Annotated in this window: 11 protein-coding genes; 4 read left to right on the top strand and 7 right to left on the bottom strand. The window is 74.6% G+C overall.

Features of this window, described 5'->3' with window-relative positions; genetic code table 11:
• Nucleotides 1–543: 543 nt before the first annotated feature.
• Nucleotides 544–1,542 (bottom strand): sigma-70 family RNA polymerase sigma factor, encoded by a 999-nt coding sequence (locus K7787_RS09665; RefSeq protein WP_009189129.1) that lies wholly within the window; start codon nt 1,540–1,542, stop codon nt 544–546.
• A gap of 648 nt (nt 1,543–2,190) precedes the next feature.
• Entirely contained in the window at nt 2,191–2,991 is an 801-nt protein-coding gene (locus K7787_RS09660; RefSeq protein WP_164388035.1) for a dioxygenase family protein, read from the bottom strand.
• 126 nt (nt 2,992–3,117) lie between these two features.
• On the opposite strand from K7787_RS09660, the gene K7787_RS09655 reads away from it, so the two are divergent.
• A complete protein-coding gene (locus K7787_RS09655; RefSeq protein ID WP_169439043.1) occupies nt 3,118–3,681 on the top strand; it encodes a MarR family winged helix-turn-helix transcriptional regulator in 564 nt (187 codons plus the stop codon).
• Between the two features lie 118 nt (nt 3,682–3,799).
• Here the strand turns inward: K7787_RS09655 and K7787_RS09650 are convergent, their stop codons facing one another.
• The gene (locus K7787_RS09650) at nt 3,800–4,204 is read right to left on the bottom strand and encodes a cupin domain-containing protein (protein ID WP_169439042.1); all 405 of its coding nucleotides are present in this window, start codon (nt 4,202–4,204) and stop codon (nt 3,800–3,802) included.
• Complete coding sequence (locus K7787_RS09645; RefSeq protein WP_247720709.1) at nt 4,201–5,727, bottom strand: MFS transporter; 1,527 nt, start codon at nt 5,725–5,727, stop codon at nt 4,201–4,203. Before K7787_RS09645 ends, K7787_RS09650 begins: the two co-directional genes overlap by 4 nt.
• A 206-nt stretch (nt 5,728–5,933) precedes the next feature.
• Between K7787_RS09645 and K7787_RS09640 the strand changes: the two genes are divergently transcribed.
• Nucleotides 5,934–6,608 (top strand): TetR/AcrR family transcriptional regulator, encoded by a 675-nt coding sequence (locus K7787_RS09640; RefSeq protein ID WP_223001125.1) that lies wholly within the window; start codon nt 5,934–5,936, stop codon nt 6,606–6,608.
• A gap of 301 nt (nt 6,609–6,909) precedes the next feature.
• On the opposite strand, the gene K7787_RS09635 is transcribed toward K7787_RS09640, so the two are convergent.
• Nucleotides 6,910–8,490 (bottom strand): MFS transporter, encoded by a 1,581-nt coding sequence (locus K7787_RS09635; RefSeq protein ID WP_009189135.1) that lies wholly within the window; start codon nt 8,488–8,490, stop codon nt 6,910–6,912.
• A gap of 424 nt (nt 8,491–8,914) precedes the next feature.
• Nucleotides 8,915–9,601: a TetR/AcrR family transcriptional regulator gene (locus K7787_RS09630; protein ID WP_009189136.1), complete on the bottom strand. Its 687-nt coding sequence runs from the start codon at nt 9,599–9,601 to the stop codon at nt 8,915–8,917.
• Between the two features lie 412 nt (nt 9,602–10,013).
• Here K7787_RS09630 and K7787_RS09625 point away from each other — a divergent pair, with 412 nt between their 5' ends.
• Together K7787_RS09625 and K7787_RS09620 are read left to right on the top strand one after the other, a co-directional pair.
• Nucleotides 10,014–11,300 (top strand): M6 family metalloprotease domain-containing protein, encoded by a 1,287-nt coding sequence (locus K7787_RS09625; RefSeq protein WP_019985972.1) that lies wholly within the window; start codon nt 10,014–10,016, stop codon nt 11,298–11,300.
• 342 nt (nt 11,301–11,642) lie between these two features.
• A complete protein-coding gene (locus K7787_RS09620; RefSeq protein WP_372456631.1) occupies nt 11,643–13,424 on the top strand; it encodes an IclR family transcriptional regulator domain-containing protein in 1,782 nt (593 codons plus the stop codon).
• A gap of 66 nt (nt 13,425–13,490) precedes the next feature.
• Here the strand turns inward: K7787_RS09620 and K7787_RS09615 are convergent, their stop codons facing one another.
• The gene (locus tag K7787_RS09615; protein WP_223001124.1) at nt 13,491–16,217 is read right to left on the bottom strand and encodes an ADP-ribosylglycohydrolase family protein; all 2,727 of its coding nucleotides are present in this window, start codon (nt 16,215–16,217) and stop codon (nt 13,491–13,493) included.
• Nucleotides 16,218–16,305 lie beyond the last annotated feature (88 nt).

The raw sequence follows: 16,305 nt of genomic DNA, 5'->3' as shown, positions 1-16,305 counted from the left end.
TGGGAATTAGCGATGCGTAGTTCCGCTGTGGCAGAGTGCTACGCGCGGGCCACCCCGGGGTTCAGGTCCGGGGTGTCCCGCTTCTACGACTCCTCCGCACCCCACTCGCGCACCCCCGCGTCGCCCACGCATGGAGCCGGGCCTCGGCGCCCGGGGGGTGAGGCGCCGAAGCCCGGCTCTGGGAAAGTCCCGGCGCCGGGGGGAAGTGCGTCGGGACGTGGCTCGGTGGGTCGGTCCGACGCCGGGTGCGCGACGTCGGGGTGCGGGCGCGGTCGACACGTACGTGCGCGAGTACGTGCACGCTCCATACGTACGGGACGCGCGGAGCGTTCATACGGGTCGTGCGCAGCGTTCGGGTGGATCGTGCGGAGCGTTCCTGCTGTGCGGGGCCGCCGCTGAGCACGGGGTCCGCAGAGGTTGTTCCCGGGCCGCGGCTCTCCGAAGCGGCGGTACACGGCCATGTTCGCGCGGTCTTCGGCCACCCGGCGTACGCCGCACGGGCCGCCGGGGACGCCGACGCGCCCCCGAGTCGCCCGGGCGGGCTCACGCCGCGGCGTCGAAGCCGGTGTCGCGGGCCAGCTTCTTCAGCTCCAGCAGCGCGTGCTTCTCGATCTGGCGGATGCGCTCGCGGGTCAGGCCGTGCTCCTTGCCGACCTCGGTCAGCGTGCGCTCGCGGCCGTCCTCGATGCCGTACCGCATCTTGATGATGGACGCCGTGCGCTGGTCGAGGCGGCCGATCAGGTCGTCCAGCTCCTCGCTGCGCAGCAGGGTCATCACCGACTGCTCGGGCGACACCGCGGAGGTGTCCTCCAGGAGGTCGCCGAACTGGGTCTCGCCCTCGTCGTCCACCGACATGTTCAGCGAGACCGGGTCGCGGGCCCAGTCCAGGACGTCCGCGACGCGCTCCGGCGTGGAGCCCAGCTCCGCGGCGATCTCCGCGGGCTCCGGGTCGCGGCCGTTCTCCCGGTTGAACTCGCGCTGGACGCGGCGGATGCGGCCCAGCTCCTCCACCAGGTGGACGGGCAGCCGGATCGTGCGGGACTGGTCCGCGATCGAGCGCGTGATCGCCTGGCGGATCCACCAGGTGGCGTACGTCGAGAACTTGAAGCCCTTGCGGTAGTCGAACTTCTCCACCGCTCGCACCAGGCCGGCGTTGCCCTCCTGGATCAGGTCCAGCAGGGGCAGGCCGCTGCGCGGGTAACGGCGGGCGACGGCGACGACCAGTCGCAGGTTGGAGCGGATGAAGACGTCCTTGGCCCGCTCGCCCGCGTCGACCAGGGCCTGCAGCTCCTCGGGCGTGGCCTCGGTCTTCGACTCCTCGTACCCGTCGAGGATCTGCCGCGCGAACACACCCGCCTCGATGACCTGGGACAGCTCGACCTCCTTGGCGGCGTCGAGCAGCGGTGTGCGCGCTATCTCGTCGAGGTACATGCCGACCAGGTCGCGATCGGCGATCTCGCCGCCATGGGCGCGAACACTGCTTGCCGCGTCGGCCGTCTCGCCGGTGGCGGACTTACGACGGGCGACGGCACGGGTTGCCATGCGTGCTCCCTTTGCGATGGTGGGTCAGCGGGTGGTCCTTGGGATGCTCGGCACTCTCATCGGGCTCTCAGAACTCGGGGGTCTTGGGAACTCTCCTCGGGTGCCCCGCATCCGATGGAAACAACGACTGGAATCAGGACAGAATTCCCAAGCCGCCCCTCAATTTTTCTGATCATGCAGTACCCTGTCCGCCGCACCGCCCCATGGGCGACGGTGACGGACGCGGATCCCCAGGTCAGAACGGGGAACCTGAGACTCCGGAGCCCGGTGGGGCCACTTCGCCCCGCGGCGCCCGAGAGGCCCGTCACACGGACACCGCAACGCCTGCCGATGCTTGCTGACGCCTGCTGACGCCTCACGGTGTCCGCCGGTGGGAGCGTGCCGCCGCCGGGTTCCGCCGCCGAGCACCCTCCCATCCCCCATGACGGCTCCTACCGGCGGAAGGTTGCCGCACACCCGGACTCTCAGGAGATTCCCAGACCCTTCACACCCCTGACGTACGCGGCGCACACGCGGCCCGCTCAGCCCGGACCGCGACGTCCGTGACGTCCGCGACGGCCGTGACGTCCGCGACGGCCGTGACGGCCGTGACGGCCGCGACGGCCGTGACGGCCGCGAGGTCCGCGCCGGCCGACCGCACGGTCCGCTTCAGCCGAACTGCACCGACCGCTTCGCCATTCCCAGCCAGAAGCCGTCGATCACCGAGCGCGGCCCGTCCGCTCCGTCCAGTTCGCCGCCGGCCTCGGCCGCGCCCATGGTCACGAACAGCGGGGCGAAGTGCTCGGTGCGCGGATGGGCGTACCGGCCCGCCGGGGCCTTGTGCAGGAAGTCCAGCAGGGCGTCCCAGTCCCGGGCCTCCAGGGCGCGCCGCCCCCAGTCGTCGAACTCGGCGGACCAGCTCGGCACTCCCCCGCCCGTGTGCCGCAGCGCGGCGAGGTTGTGGGTGAAGAAGCCGGAGCCGACGATCAGCACGCCCTCGTCGCGCAACGGGGCGAGCCTGCGGCCGATGTCCATGAGCCGGACCGGGTCGAGGGTCGGCATGGAGATCTGCAGGACGGGGACGTCGGCGGCCGGGAACATCTCGACCAGCGGCACATAGGCGCCGTGGTCCAGGCCGCGGTCGGGCACGTCCTGCACGGGCAGGCCGGGGCCGCGCAGCAGCTTGCGCACGCTCTCGGCCAGCTCGGGCGCGCCGGGGGCGGCGTAGCGCACCTGGTAGTAGTGCTCGGGGAAGCCCCAGAAGTCGTAGACCAGGGGGACCGTCTCGACGGCGCCGAGGGCGAGCGGGGCCTCCTCCCAGTGGGCGGAGACGACGAGGATCGCCTTGGGGCGGGGCAGCTCGGCGGACCAGGCGGCGAGCTGGCCGGGCCAGACCGGGTCGTCGGCGAGCGGCGGCGCGCCGTGGCTGAGGTAGAGGGCGGGCATGCGCTCCTGGACGGTGGCGGACACGGCGGCGGCTCCCTGCGGTTCTCGGTCGGTCGGCCCCTCTGGGCATTCGCTTGAACTTTAAAGCTCCCCCCGAGCCTACGTCGATTTTGTTTAACCTTCAAGGAACCGTTTCGTACAGTGGGACATATGAACACGGCACCTTCTTCCGCGCCCGAGTCCCCCGCCGCCGCACCCGTCGTCGCCGCGCCCACCACCGCCCCCGCCGGGTCGCACCGCTGGCTCACCGCCGACGAGCAGCACGTCTGGCGCGCCTATCTCCACGCCACCACCCTGCTGGAGGACCACCTCGACCGGCAGCTCCAGCGCGACGCGGGCATGCCGCACATCTACTACGGCCTGCTGGTCAAACTCGCCGAGGCCCCGCGCCGCCGGCTGCGGATGACCGAGCTGGCCCGGGACGCCAAGATCACCCGTTCCCGCCTCTCGCACGCCGTCGCCCGGCTGGAGAAGAACGGCTGGGTGCGCCGCGAGGACTGTCCCTCCGACAAACGGGGCCAGTTCGCGGTGCTGACGGACGAGGGCCGCGAGGTGCTGGGGCGCACCGCGCCGGGGCATGTGGCCGCCGTGCGCCAGGCGCTGTTCGACCGGCTGAGCCCGGAACAGCAGAAGTCCCTCGGCGAGATCATGCAGATCGTCGCCGAGGGACTCCAGCCCAACGAGGCGGGCGCGGACCTGCCTTGGCTGCGCTGAGGGCGCCGTGCGGAGAGGCGGCCTCGCCCGGCGGACGCCGTACGCCTAGCGGACGCCGTACGCCTAGCGGACGCCGTACGCCTAGCGGGCTGTACGCCCGGCGGGCTCCGTCTCCCGCTCAGCGAACGTCGGCGCGCTTTTCGAGGCGGGTGCCGTGGCGCAGGGTGATCGACATGAGGTCGCTCGGGGCGTCCAGCTCCAGGCGGTGCCAGCGACCGCGGGGGACGATCGCGGCGGTGCCCGCCCGCAGCCGTACCAGCTCCTCGGCGCCACCGGGTTCGGCGGGGCGAAGGTGGAGGCGTACGCCGCCGGTCAGGCAGCACACCGCCTCCTCGGCCTCCGGGTGCATCTCCCAGTGGTCGGCGTGCACGTCGGCGTCGGTCTCCACGTGGAACGTGGCGATGTGCCAGGTGTGCGGGTCGCCGTCCGCCATCCGGCGCTCGGCGGCCCGCACACCGCCGCCGGGGAGGATGTGCAGCGCCGCGGCGAACAGGTCGACGGGCGCGAGGGGGGTGATCGTCATGACGGGGTTCCTTCCAGTCGGGTACCGGCTCGGTTCTCGGGTCGGGTCTCAGCTCGGGTCTCGGCTCGGGTCTCGGCTCCGGCCCCCGCGGGATCGGCGGGATCGGTGGGATCGGCAGGGTGCGGCTCGGGCGCTCCGGCCGGGCGGCGGGGCAGTACGACGACCGCCACGAGCGCCGCGACCAGGAAGAGGGCGGCGGCGACGGCCAGTCCCAGGGCGTAGCCGTCGTTGAGCGCGGCGGGACCGGTGGCCGAGCCGGTGCGGTGTGCGGCGACGGTGGCGAGGGCCGCCAGGCCGATGCAGCCGCCGAGTTGGCGGGAGCTGTTCATGAGGCCGGAGGCCATGCCCGCCTCGTGCGGTGCGACGCCGGTGGTGGCGGCGGTGACGATCGGGGCGATGACCAGTCCGACGCCGGCTCCGGTGACGACGCAGGGGCCGAGCACGTCGGTGAGGAAGCCGCCGTCGGGGCTGATGAGGGCGAACCAGGCCAGTCCCGCGGCCGCGAGCAGGGCGCCGGGCACCAGGGCCGTACGGGGCGTACGGGCGGCGGTGACGCGGGTGGCGACGACGCTGCCCGCGATCAGGCTCACGGAGAACGGCAGGAACGCGGCCCCGGTCGCCGCCGCGCCCATCCCCAGCACCTGCTGCATGTACAGGGACACGAAGTAGAACGCCGCGAACTGCCCGGCCGTGGAGAAGAACACCAGGACGTTGGCGCCGGCGACCCAGCGGCCGCGCAGCAGCCCGAGGCGCAGCAGCGGTGCGGGAGAGCGGGATTCGGCGACGGCGAAGGCGGCCAGGAGCACCGCCGCGACGCCGAGCACCACCCAGGTGGCGGGCGAGCCCCACCCCTCGGTGTCGGTGCGGACGACGCCGAGCGCCAGCAGCCCGGCCCCGCCGGTCGCCAGGACGGCCCCGAGCATGTCCGGCCGCTCGCGCCGGGCGGGCCGCGCGTCCCCGGGCACGCCCGCGAGGACCAGCGCGAGGGCCGCCGCCACGATGGGCAGGTTGACCAGCATCACCCAGCGCCAGCCCGCGTACTGGGTCAGCAGGCCGCCCGCCAGCACCCCCAGGGCTCCTCCGGCGGCGTTCACCGCGCTCCACACGCCGAGCGCGCGCACCCGCCGCGGGCCCTCGGTGAACGTGGTGGTGAGCAGCGCCAGCGCGGCCGGGGCGGCAGCGGCGGCCCCCAGGCCCTGGCCCGCGCGGGCGGCGATCAGCTGCCAGGGCGCCTGGGCCAGCCCGCCGGCCAGCGAGCACAGCCCGAAGACGGCCAGGCCGAGCACGAAGAGCCGGCGGCGGCCGTACAGGTCGCAGGCGCGACCGCCGAGCAGCAGACAGCCGCCGAGCGCGAGCGCGTACGCGTGCACGACCCAGGACAGGTCGAGCGGTGCGAATCCCAGCGCGGTGCGCAGGGCGGGCAGGGCGACGTTGACCACCGACAGGTCCAGGGCGACGGCGAACTGGGCGACGGCAGCCGCCGCCAGCACCGCTCCGGGCCGCCCCCGCGAGTTTTTATACATGTATAGAAAGTAGCTCAGGCGGCCGCCTCTGTCGACGCGTCCGGGGAAGACGTGCCTGGGGAAGACGCGTACGGGGATGCGCGTACGGAGAGGACGCGTCCAGGGAACGGTCGGCCGGGGGCCGGGGGCCGGCGGCCGGGGCCGGGGCCGGGGGCCGGGGGCCGGGGCACGGGTCACCGCCCCGGCGCCTGCGGGATGATGGGCGCATGCCGCAACCGTCGTCCTCCGCCCCGCGCAAGGCCCTCGGCCGGCCGCCCCGGATCTCCCGTGAGGAGGTCATCGCGACGGCCCGCCGGATCGTGGACGCGGACGGCGTGGACCGGCTGACCATGCGGCGGCTGGCGGCGGAGGTCGGCAGCACGCCGATGGCGCTCTACCACCACGTCCGCAACAAGGAGGAGCTGCTCGTCCTGCTGCTGGACGACTACGCTGCGCGGACGCTGCACCGGCCCGAACCGCCCGCCGAGCCGCGCGAGCGGGTCGTCGTGGCCGCCGCCGCGATCCACGAGGCGCTCGCCGGCTGCCCGTGGATCGTGGAGGTGCTGACCGCCGACGACCTGATGTCCGCGTCCGCCCTGTGGTTCGTGGAACAGATCGTGGACGGCCTCGTCGCGTGCGGGCTGAGCCCCGAGCGGGCCGTGCACGGATACCGCGCGATCTGGTACTACACCGCCGGCGAGATCGTGGTCCGGGCCGCCGCGGCCCGCAGGCGCGCGGACGCCGACCGCCCCACGTACCGGGAGCAGGTCTTCGCCGGACTCGACCCGGACGAACTGCCCCGTCTGGCGGAGGTCGCCGACCGCTGGGCGCCGCTGACCGCCGAGGACACCTACCGGGACGGACTGCGGGCCCTGGTGGACGGCCTCCTCGCCGCCCGCTGACGCCCGCCGCGCAACCACGCCACCGCGAGGGCGGCCGTACGACACGCGGGGCCGCCGTTCCCCCGACCGGCCGCCACGCACCCCACCGCACGGCAAAGCCCCCGCCCCACGACAAAGCCCCCGGCCCTACGACAAAGCCCCGCACCGCCCGGCCGACTGCGAGGTCGGTACCGGGCGGTGCGGGGCTGTGCGAGGCCGGGGAGGCCCCGCCGCGAGGGCGGGAGTCCCGCCGAGAGGACGGGGGCCCCACCGTGGAGCCGGGGAGTCCCGCCGCGAAGGGCGGGTCAGGCCGTGGCCGGTGTCAGTGGGCGATCACCGGCACCGGCAGTTCGTCCTCCAGGCCCTCGCCGGCGGCGGAGTCCGCGCCGGTCACCGTGGTGCTGCCCGGCCGGCCCGCGTTGACGAAGGTCAGCGCGATCACGCCGGCCACGGCCAGGATGCCGACGGCGAACCAGATGGCGTTGGTGTAGCCGTGCACCAGGCCCTGGAGCTGGACGAGCTGCTGCCCGCCCTTGCTCGTGCCCGCGTTCGCCATGTGGTCCTTGATGTACGCGGCCGTGGCGGAGGAGGCGATCGTGTTCAGCAGCGCGGTGCCGATGGCGCCGCCCACCTGCTGCGAGGTGTTGACCATCGCGGAGGCGACGCCGGCGTCGCGCGGCTGGACGCCGAGGGTGGCCAGCGACATGGCCGGCATGAACGCGGTGCCCATGCCGAGACCGAGCAGCAGCATCCCGGGCAGCAGCAGGGCGGCGTAGGAGGAGTCGACCTTCAGCTGGGTCAGCAGCAGCATGCCGACGGCGGCGACCAGGAAGCCGGGGCCCATCAGCCGCCGGGCCGGGACGCGGGTCATCAGCCGGGCGCCGATCTGGGTGGAGCCCGTGATCATGCCCGCGATCATCGGCAGGAAGGCGAAGCCGGTCTTGACCGGCGAGTAGCCCTGCACGATCTGGAGGTAGTAGGTCAGGAAGAGGAACAGGCCGAACATGCCGATGATGGCCAGGCCCAGCGAGAGGTAGACGCCGCCGCGGTTGCGCTCCAGGATCACCCGCAGGGGCAGCAGCGGGGCCTTGACCCGGGACTCCACCAGCACGAACGCGCCGAGCAGCACGACCGAGGCGACGAACATCGAGACGGTCAGGGCGTCGCCCCAGCCGGCGGACTCGGCACGGGTGAAGCCGTAGACGAGGGCGACCAGGCCCAGGGTGGACAGGACCACGCCGGGGATGTCGAGCGGCGAGCGGTTGCGGCCGCCGGCCGGCTCGCGGATGACGAAGTAGGCGCCGGCCGCGGCGACCACGGCGAACGGGATGTTCACGAAGAACGTCCAGCGCCAGTCCAGGTACTCGGTGAGGAAACCGCCGAGGATCAGGCCGACGGCGCCGCCGCCGCCCGCGATCGCGCCGTAGATGCCGAACGCCTTGGCGCGCTCGCGGGCGTCGGTGAACATCACCGCGAGCAGGGAGAGCGCGGCGGGCGCGAGCAGCGCGCCGAAGGCGCCCTGGAGCGCGCGGGCGCCGAACATCATCGCGCCGGTCGTGGCGGCGCCGCCGAGCGCGGAGGCCGCGGCGAAGCCGGTCAGACCGAGCACGAAGGCGCGCTTGCGGCCCCACAGGTCGGCGATCCGGCCGCCGAACAGGAGCAGTCCGCCGAAGGCGAGGGCGTAGGCGGTGACCACCCACTGGCGGTTGCCGTCGGAGATGCCGAGGTCGTGCTGGGCGGAGGGCAGGGCGATGTTCACGATGGTGGCGTCGAGGACGACCATCAGCTGGGCGAGCGCGATGAAGACGAGCGCTTTCCAGCGGTTGGCGTCGCCGGCCTCGCCGGGATCGCGCCGGGCGGTCTTCGCCGGGACGCGGGGAGCCTGTGCGGCTGTTTCGGACATGGGGGTACCCACTTCAGGACTTCGTGACGGAAAAAGGGTGTCGAAAAGTGACGGCCCGTCCCTCGGGGGACGGCCGGGAAGCAGCGTGCTGACGGGACGGCGGTGTCCCGCAGCGGTCGGTTCCGTGACGGTCTGCCGGTCAGTCGGTCGCGGAACGGTCGGTCGGTCGGTCGGTCGCGAAGAGTCGGTCGGTCGCGAAGAGTCGGTCGGGCGGTCGCGGAGAGTCGGTCGCGGAGAGTCGGTCGGGCGGAGTCGGAGAAGAGTCGGTCGCGGACGCCCGGTGAGGGCGTTCGGTCACGGACGCCCCGGTCAGGGGCGTGCCGTCACGGGCCTGCGGCCGGGAACCACTCGGTCGGGGCCGTGGCGGTCACGGCCGTATCGGTCGGGGCCGCTCGGTCACGGACCTTCGGTCACGGGCGTTCGGTCACGGGCGTTCGGGTGCCGGGTCGGCGGTGGCGCACTCCCGGCGGAGGTCCTCCATGGTGATCGCCGTGCCCGGCAGGGCGGTGCGGGCCGGGGCCCGCAGTCCGTCCAGGAACAGCTGCAGATGACGGTGGACATAGCGGTCGTGGCTGGGGCAGCCGGTGCCGGCCGGGGGCCTGCTGAGCTGGGCCGCGGCGACCAGCAGGTCGCCGACGCCCACGTCGGGGCGCAGCTGCCCGGCCGCCACGGCGCGGTCCATGACCTTGCGGACCAGGCGCTCGCAGCGCTCGCGCGCGGCCTCCAGGTCCGGATGGTTGCGGTCGAAGGCGCTGGCGACCATCGGGCACAGCGCGCTGACCCGTTCGTCGGCGGCGGTGTGCAGGAAGCTCGACAGCGCCTCGAAGGCGTCGCCGGTCTCGGCGAGCGCCCGCTCGGCGGCGAGCGTCGTACGGTCCATGACCGAGCACAGGACCTCGCGGACGAGGGCGGCGCGGTCGGGGAAGTTGCGGTACAGCGTGGCGTTGCCGACGCCGGCCCTGCGGGCGACCTCGTCGAGCGGCACGTCGGGGCCGTGCTCGACGAGCATCTCGCGGGCGGCGGTGACGATCCGCTCGCGGTTGCGCAGGGCGTCGGCGCGCGGCCTGGTCGCCTTGCGCTGCGCGGGTTTCGCGGTCGTCGCGGCCTGCACGGCGTACTCCTTCGGTCGGGCGGTGAGGCGAAGCGGAGAGGGACTCCCCGTTTCGCGCGGACACCTGACCAAACGGGGAATCGGTCCCCGGTTATTTCCGTCCCGGTGAGAAAGTTCGACGTGACCTGAGTCACGTGACGCTCCGTCACCCCGGCCTGGCTCACCCGATCGGCGGCTCCCGCTCGCCGCGTCTCCTGCTCCACGGCCGCGGGGCCGTCCCCACCAGCGGACCCGCCGTCCGTTCTCCCGACCGGCCCGTCCGTTCCCACCACCGGACCGCCCGTTCCCACGACCGGACCGCTCCAGCGCGCGCCCGCCGCGCCCGCGACGGAGGGTGATCGAACAGGGTGCAGCCGAAGACCGGTGGCTGCCTGGGGCGAACCGGTGGCTGCCTGGAGCGAAAGGTCCACGCATGCCGCCGCAGCCGCCCCGCCGCCGCCGGATACGCAAGCGCCGTGCCGCCGCTCTCACGTCCGTCGCCGTCCTGACCTTCGCGGCCAGCACCGCCGGGACCGCGCATCTGACGGCGGGCGCCTCGGCGAACGGCGCCGACGCCTACGGCCTGGCCCGCTCCCCGGCCCTCATACCCTGCATGATCAGCGGCCCGACCTCGGTGCAGATGACGGAGGGCGTCCCCACCGCCCGCGGCTACGCCCGCTCCACCGGCGTCGTGCACGCCCTCACTCTGATGATCGACTTCTCCGACGCCGAGGGCCAGGGCGACGCCCTCGACCGCTTCCACGAGTTCTTCCCGCAGACCCAGAACTGGTTCCGCACCGCCTCCTACGGCCGCCTCGACTACCGCCCGGAGACCCCGATACCCCACTGGCTGCGCATGCCGAAACCGTTCAAGGCGTACGGCATAGAACGCGGCGCGCCCTTCGACCCCGGCTACCGCCGGCTGGTCCAGGACATCGTGACGGCGGCCGACCCGACGGTGAACTTCCGCGACTACGACCTGCTCAACGTGCTGATGACCCCGAACGCCGGCCCCTCCGCACTGGACACCGTCCTGTCCGTCACCTTCGCCGGCAACGCCGAGGCCCCCGTCGCCGACGGCGTCCCCGTCTCCAACGCGTCCTTCGTCTACTCCCGCCAGGACGACGGCTCCGGCACCTACGACCGCACCGGCTACCGGGTCCTGCCGCACGAGAACGGCCACACCTTCGGCCTGCCCGACCTCTACACCCAGGAGGGCGGGGGCGCGGTCGGCCACTGGGACATCATGAGCGAGGACTGGGGCGCCAACAACGACCTGCTCGGCTGGCACAAGTGGAAGCTCGGCTGGCTGGACGCGAACCAGGTGAGCTGCGCGAGCAGGCGCGGCTCGGCCGAGTACTCGCTGACCCCGCTGGAGCGCAAGGGCGGCCCCAAGCTGGTGTTCGTCCCGCTCGACGACCACACCGGCTACGCCCTCGAACTGCGCACCCGCGAGGGCAACGACGAGACGGTGTGCCGGCCGGGCGTCCTCATCTACAAGGTGGACGCCGGAGTCGACACCGGGCGCGGTCCCATCACGGTCTTCGACGCCCGCCGCGACTCGGGCGGCTGCACCCGCAGCCCCAACGTGCAGGCCGAACTCTCCGACGCCCCCTTCGCCCCCGGCGAGACCTTCAAGGACCCCCGGGCGAAGATACGCATCGACGTGGCGGCGGCCGACCTGGACGGCAACTACCGGGTCCGGGTCACCAGACAGTGACGTACCGGGCCAGTGACGCACCAGGACCAGGCAGTGACGGCGCCGGCCCGACCACCGCGGGCGGCCGACTGCCGTAGGCGGTCCGACCACCGCAGACCGCCGACTACCGCAGGCAGCCCAACCACCGCAGACCACCGACTGCCGTAGACGGCCCGACCACCGCGGACGGCCGACCACCGCAGACCGCCGACTACCGCAGGCGGCCCGACCACCGCAGACCGCCGACTACCGCAGGCAGCCCAACCACCGCGGTCGGCCCAACCACCGCGGGCAACCCGACCACCGCAGTCGGCCGACTACCGTAGGCCTGCCGCCGTCGTCCCGCCCGCAAGGACCAGCCCGATGCCCCCGCCGTCCGCCACGCCCGCGCCCGCCATGGAGGAGCCCTCCGGGGCCGCCCCGGCCGCCGTCCCCGCGGAGGCGGTCACCCCGCTGATCCGGGGCGTCGCGGTGCTGCACCGGCTGACGGAGGCAGGCGGCGCCCTCAGCCCGAGCGCCCTGGAACGGGCCACCGGCCTCGCCCGCTCCACCATCGACCGCATCACGGCGACCCTCGCCCGGATGGGATACGTCCGCCTCGACGGCCGGAACGTCGTCCTCGCCCCCCGGCTGATGGAACTCGGCAACGCCTACCTCGCCGCCCTGAGGCTGCCCGCCCTGCTCGCCGGACGCGCCGACGCCCTCGCCGACGCACTGGACGAGTCGGTGTCGCTGGCGGTCGCCGACCGGGACGGCATCCGCTTCATCCACCAGGCGACCCGACGCCGCGCGATGTCCCTGAGCTTCCGCATCGGCGATCTGCTCCCCGCCGAACGCACCGCGCCGGGCGCGCTGTTCGCCACCGAGTGGACCGAGGCGGAGTGGCGGCGCCGGCGCGAGCGGCGGGCCGCCGACCCGGAGGACCGCGGCTTCCCGGCGGTGCCGCCGCGCCCGCCGCTCGCCCCGGACGACTTCGAGGAACGCACGGCCCGGGCGGCCCGCGAGGACTGCGCGACGGACGACCAGCTCATCGAACCGGGCCTGATCGCACTCTCGGTGCCGGTACGGGGGCCGGGGCCGGGGGCGGGGCCCGCTCCGAGGGCAGGGACGGGGGCGGTACGGGGGCCGGAAGCCGGGCGGGAGCCGGGAGCCGGGCGGGAGCCGGGAGCGGGACAGGAACCGGAGACCGGACAGGAACCGGAAGCCGGACAGGAACCGGGAGCCAGACAGGAACCGGAAGCCGGGCAGGTGCCGGGCGCCGGGGGGATCGTGTGTGTGGCGAGCGTGGTGAGCCACACCAGCCGCCACACCGCGGAGCACCTGCGCACCACCCTGCTCCCGCGCCTGCGCGAGACGGTCGCCGCGATGGAACGGGACCTCGCCGCGGCGCCGCCCCCCGCACCGTCCGACCCCCCCGCCGGCCTCGCGACCTGGACGGCGGCCTCGAAGCAGGAGCTGGGCCGGGAGTTCGTGGAGTCCCTGGCCCGCGGCCTGACCGTGCTGACCGCCTTCGACGCGGACCGCCCGGCCCTCACCCTCGCGGAGGTCGCGAAGGCCACCGGCCTGCCCCGGGCCACGGCACGCAGAGCGCTGATCACCTACGAGCACCTGGGCCTGGTCGCCGCCGGCCCCGACCGCCGCTTCACCCTCACCCCCCGGGTGCTGTCCCTGGGCTTCCCGCCCCTGTCCCGCACCTCGCTCCCCCGGATCGCCCAACCGCACCTGGAGGACCTGGCCGCCCGCGTGCACGAGTCGGCCTCCCTCGCGGTCCTGACCCCGTCCGGCGACGAGATCCAGTACACGGCACGGGCCGCCGCCGGCCGCATCATGAGCGTGGACCTCACCGTGGGCACCCGCCTCCCCGCGCACACCACCGCCCTCGGCCGGGCGCTGACCGGGGCCCTGACCGAGGACGGCTACGCCCTGGTGGACGAGGAGCTGGAGGAGGGGCTGCGCGCCGTCGCGGTCCCGGTCCGCGACCGTTCGGGCCGCCCGGTCGCGGCGGCGAACGTCGCCCTGCACGCGGCCCGCCGCACCCGGGAGGAGTGCGTGACGGAACTCCTGCCCGCGCTGCGCCGCACGGCGGCGGCGATCGAGGCGGACTACCACGTGGCGGCGCGGTTCACGCGGGTGGCGCTGGTGTGAGGGCCGGGGCGTCTGCGCCGGGGGGCTCGTCCGACGGCCCACCCGTCGGAACGGGTGAAACCCGGCTCACCAGCCCGGGTAACGGTCCCACCAGTGCTCGTCCCCGCCCGGCGTGTACTCGGTGCCGCCGGGCCGGTCGGTGAGCTGGGCGACGAGGTCACGGGCCAACACGTCCAGCACCCAGGCCAGTTCGTGCCGGCTGACCAGATCGAGCGGCAGCGCCTCCGCCCCGTGCGCGGCCCCGAGCAGCGCCCCGGTCACACAGGCCACGGAGTCCCCGTCCGGCGCCCCGGCGGCGAACCGCAGCGCGGCCGCCACCTGGTCCCGCTCGGGGAAGGACGCGGCGACGTACAGACCGCCGAGCAGCGCGGACGGCGCGGTGGGGTCCGGTGCGAGGCGGGCGAGGCGGTGCGCGTCGGCGGGGTGCTCCCCGCCCTGGCGCAGTGCCGTGGCGAGCTGGTCGCGCTGCCCGGCGGTGAGGCCGGGATCGGCGTCGGCCAGGGCCCGCAAGCCCTCCGCGAGGGCGTCCCGCACCCGGGGCCGCGCGCCCTCGGCCAGCAGGCGCCCGGCCAGCACGGCCGCGTGGGCGGAGGCGGCCTGGGCGGCCCGGTCGCCGTGGGTGAGGGCGGCGATCTCGCGCAGCGCGGTCACCGCGTCGGCCGCCTTCCGGCCGGCGAAGACCACGGCGACGGGCAGGGTGCGGGTCAGGGCGTGGCAACCGCGGCTGGACGTCGTCGGCTTCTCGACGGTGCCCTGCTCGGCCTGGGAGAGCGCGGCCACGGTCGCCGGCGCCGACCCGCGCCGTTGCGCCAGCACCGGCACGCCGGCGAGCCAGCCGTCGGGCCAGGTCTTGCCGCCGTACGGGACCCAGCGGCGCCGTAGCCGCTCCGTCTCGATGCCCTGGAGGGCGGCCCACCGGCAGTAGGCGTGCCACAGCACGGACGGCGGATGGCAGATGCCCTTGTGGTCGCCCCGGACCAGGGCGCGGATCGTGCCCTCGGCGGTGAAGCAGGCGAGCTGGGTGCTGACCCCGGCCCGCAGCGTCACCCCGGCGGGCAGCTCGCCGCGCGCCGCCCCCAGCGTGTCGCCGACGGCCAGCCCGAGCAGCAGCCCGCGCACCCGGGAGAGCGCCCCCTTCTCCTCAAGGAACGGGGTCCGGGGCTGCTCGGCCGCCCGCGGCGCGGGGGTGTCCGCCCCGGAGCGAGCCGCAGGCGCCCGCCCCTCGCCGTCCCCGCCGGTCAACGCCCGTACGGCGTCGTGCAGTTCACGATGGGCGGCGAGCTGCCACCCATGCACCAGCGCTTCCCGCAGCTCGGACAGCGCGGTCTCGCCGTCGATCCCGGTGGCCAGGTGGGCGTAGACGGCGGCGACGGCGGGGGTGCGGCTCTGTCCGGCGACGCAGTGCAGCAGCACCCGCTTGCCTTCGTGGCGCAGCCGCAGCACCTCGCGGGCGGCCTGGTCGACGACGTAGTGGAGGTTGGCGTTGGAGCCGTCGCTGTCGACGAGCCAGACGCGAACGTGCTCGACGGTGCTGCTACCCGCGTCGGTACCGGCACCGGCACCGGTGGCAGTACCGCTGCCGGCGGCGGGCAGGACGGTCCCGGTGCCCATACGGCACAGCGAGACGACGGCGTCCACGTCCACCGGCTCGGCCCCCTGCAGCAAAGGCAGATTGCCGAGCAGGACGCCGGGGTCGCGCGGGTGCGGGACGGCGAAGCCGCGCGGCGCGCCGGCCGGGGCGGGCACACGGGCGGCCGAGGGCCGGCCGAGGGAGTCGTCCTGTCCGCCCTGCGCGGTGCGCACCGCGAGCCGGACGAGGTCGGGCCCGGTGAGTCCGGGCCAGCCGTGCACGGCCCGCTGCCAGGCGAGCGGGATGCCGGAACAGCCCCAGCGCGCGCCGAGCAGCGCCCCGGCGATGGCGGCGACGGTGTCGGTGTCGTCCCCGGCGCGCACCGCCGCCTCCAGGGCGAGCCGCAGATGCTGGGCGGGGAAACCGCCCCGGGCGGGGTCGAGTTCGGGCACCGGGGTGCGGGTGACGGCGGACCAGGCGGCCTGGAGGGCGGTGACGACCCAGCCGTTGGGCGCGAAGTGCCGCGGCGGATGCGCCTCGGCCTCGTCCAGCCGCTCCGCCCACAGCGCGCGCCGCCCGGCGGGCAGCAGGTCGAGACCGGCCCGTACGCCGTCGAAGGTGCCCTCCAGCACGGCGGTGCGGATGCCGGAGCACCACAGCACGCAGGCGTCGGCGCAGTCGGGGTCGGGGTGGGTGAGCGAACTGACGGCGACGGCGGCCTCGGCGAGCGCGGCCGCGTCGCCGAGGTGGGCGAGGGCGACGATCCCGGTGCGCATCAGCGAGCCGTTGCCGGCGCTGTGGGCGTGCCGGTCGGCGTGGTCGCGGGCGGCGGCCCGCAACGCGGCGCCGGCTGCCCCGGACGCCTGCCCGGCGGCGCGCAGCACGGCCCGGGTCTGGGCGCCGACGTCACTGGCGCCGCCATCGAGCCAACGGTGGAAGTTGGCCGCGACGGCGTCCAGGGCCTCGGGCGCGCGCAGGTCGGCGCCGGTGGCGGCCACCTCGGCTATGCACACCTGCATCTGGGTGTCGTCGGAGTACTCGCCGGGCTCGTACGGCCCGAGCCCGCCGCCGATCATCTCGGGCCGCTGATCGGGCCCGAGCACCGCCGCGAACTCGTACGGCACCCCGAGCGCATCGCCCACGGCCGCCCCGAGCAGCACCCCGGCGGCCCGATCGACGCGGCGCGCGTCCAGAGGAGGGTTGGGAACACGTGCACGAACCATGGGGGCCTCCCTCGATACGACGACGCGCCGAAGACGATCACCACCCTGACGCCGCGCCAGCTTGACACGCACCCCCCTTATCGTCAAG

This window comes from Streptomyces sennicomposti (assembly GCF_019890635.1).
In the GTDB taxonomy this organism is placed as follows: domain Bacteria; phylum Actinomycetota; class Actinomycetes; order Streptomycetales; family Streptomycetaceae; genus Streptomyces; species Streptomyces sennicomposti.
Note: the sequence above shows the minus strand (reverse complement) of the source record. Positions and strands in the feature narration are given on the sequence as shown.

What these genes read in the sequence shown, in the direction of transcription:
- K7787_RS09635 (WP_009189135.1), bottom strand. Translation starts at nt 8,490, where the DNA reads ATGTCCGAAACAGCCGCACAGGCTCCCCGCGTCCCGGCGAAGACCGCC.
- K7787_RS09625 (WP_019985972.1), top strand. Translation starts at nt 10,014, where the DNA reads ATGCCGCCGCAGCCGCCCCGCCGCCGCCGGATACGCAAGCGCCGTGCC.
- K7787_RS09645 (WP_247720709.1), bottom strand. Translation starts at nt 5,727, where the DNA reads ATGTATAAAAACTCGCGGGGGCGGCCCGGAGCGGTGCTGGCGGCGGCT.
- K7787_RS09665 (WP_009189129.1), bottom strand. Translation starts at nt 1,542, where the DNA reads ATGGCAACCCGTGCCGTCGCCCGTCGTAAGTCCGCCACCGGCGAGACG.
- K7787_RS09650 (WP_169439042.1), bottom strand. Translation starts at nt 4,204, where the DNA reads ATGACGATCACCCCCCTCGCGCCCGTCGACCTGTTCGCCGCGGCGCTG.
- K7787_RS09655 (WP_169439043.1), top strand. Translation starts at nt 3,118, where the DNA reads ATGAACACGGCACCTTCTTCCGCGCCCGAGTCCCCCGCCGCCGCACCC.
- K7787_RS09615 (WP_223001124.1), bottom strand. Translation starts at nt 16,217, where the DNA reads ATGGTTCGTGCACGTGTTCCCAACCCTCCTCTGGACGCGCGCCGCGTC.
- K7787_RS09620 (WP_372456631.1), top strand. Translation starts at nt 11,643, where the DNA reads ATGCCCCCGCCGTCCGCCACGCCCGCGCCCGCCATGGAGGAGCCCTCC.
- K7787_RS09640 (WP_223001125.1), top strand. Translation starts at nt 5,934, where the DNA reads ATGCCGCAACCGTCGTCCTCCGCCCCGCGCAAGGCCCTCGGCCGGCCG.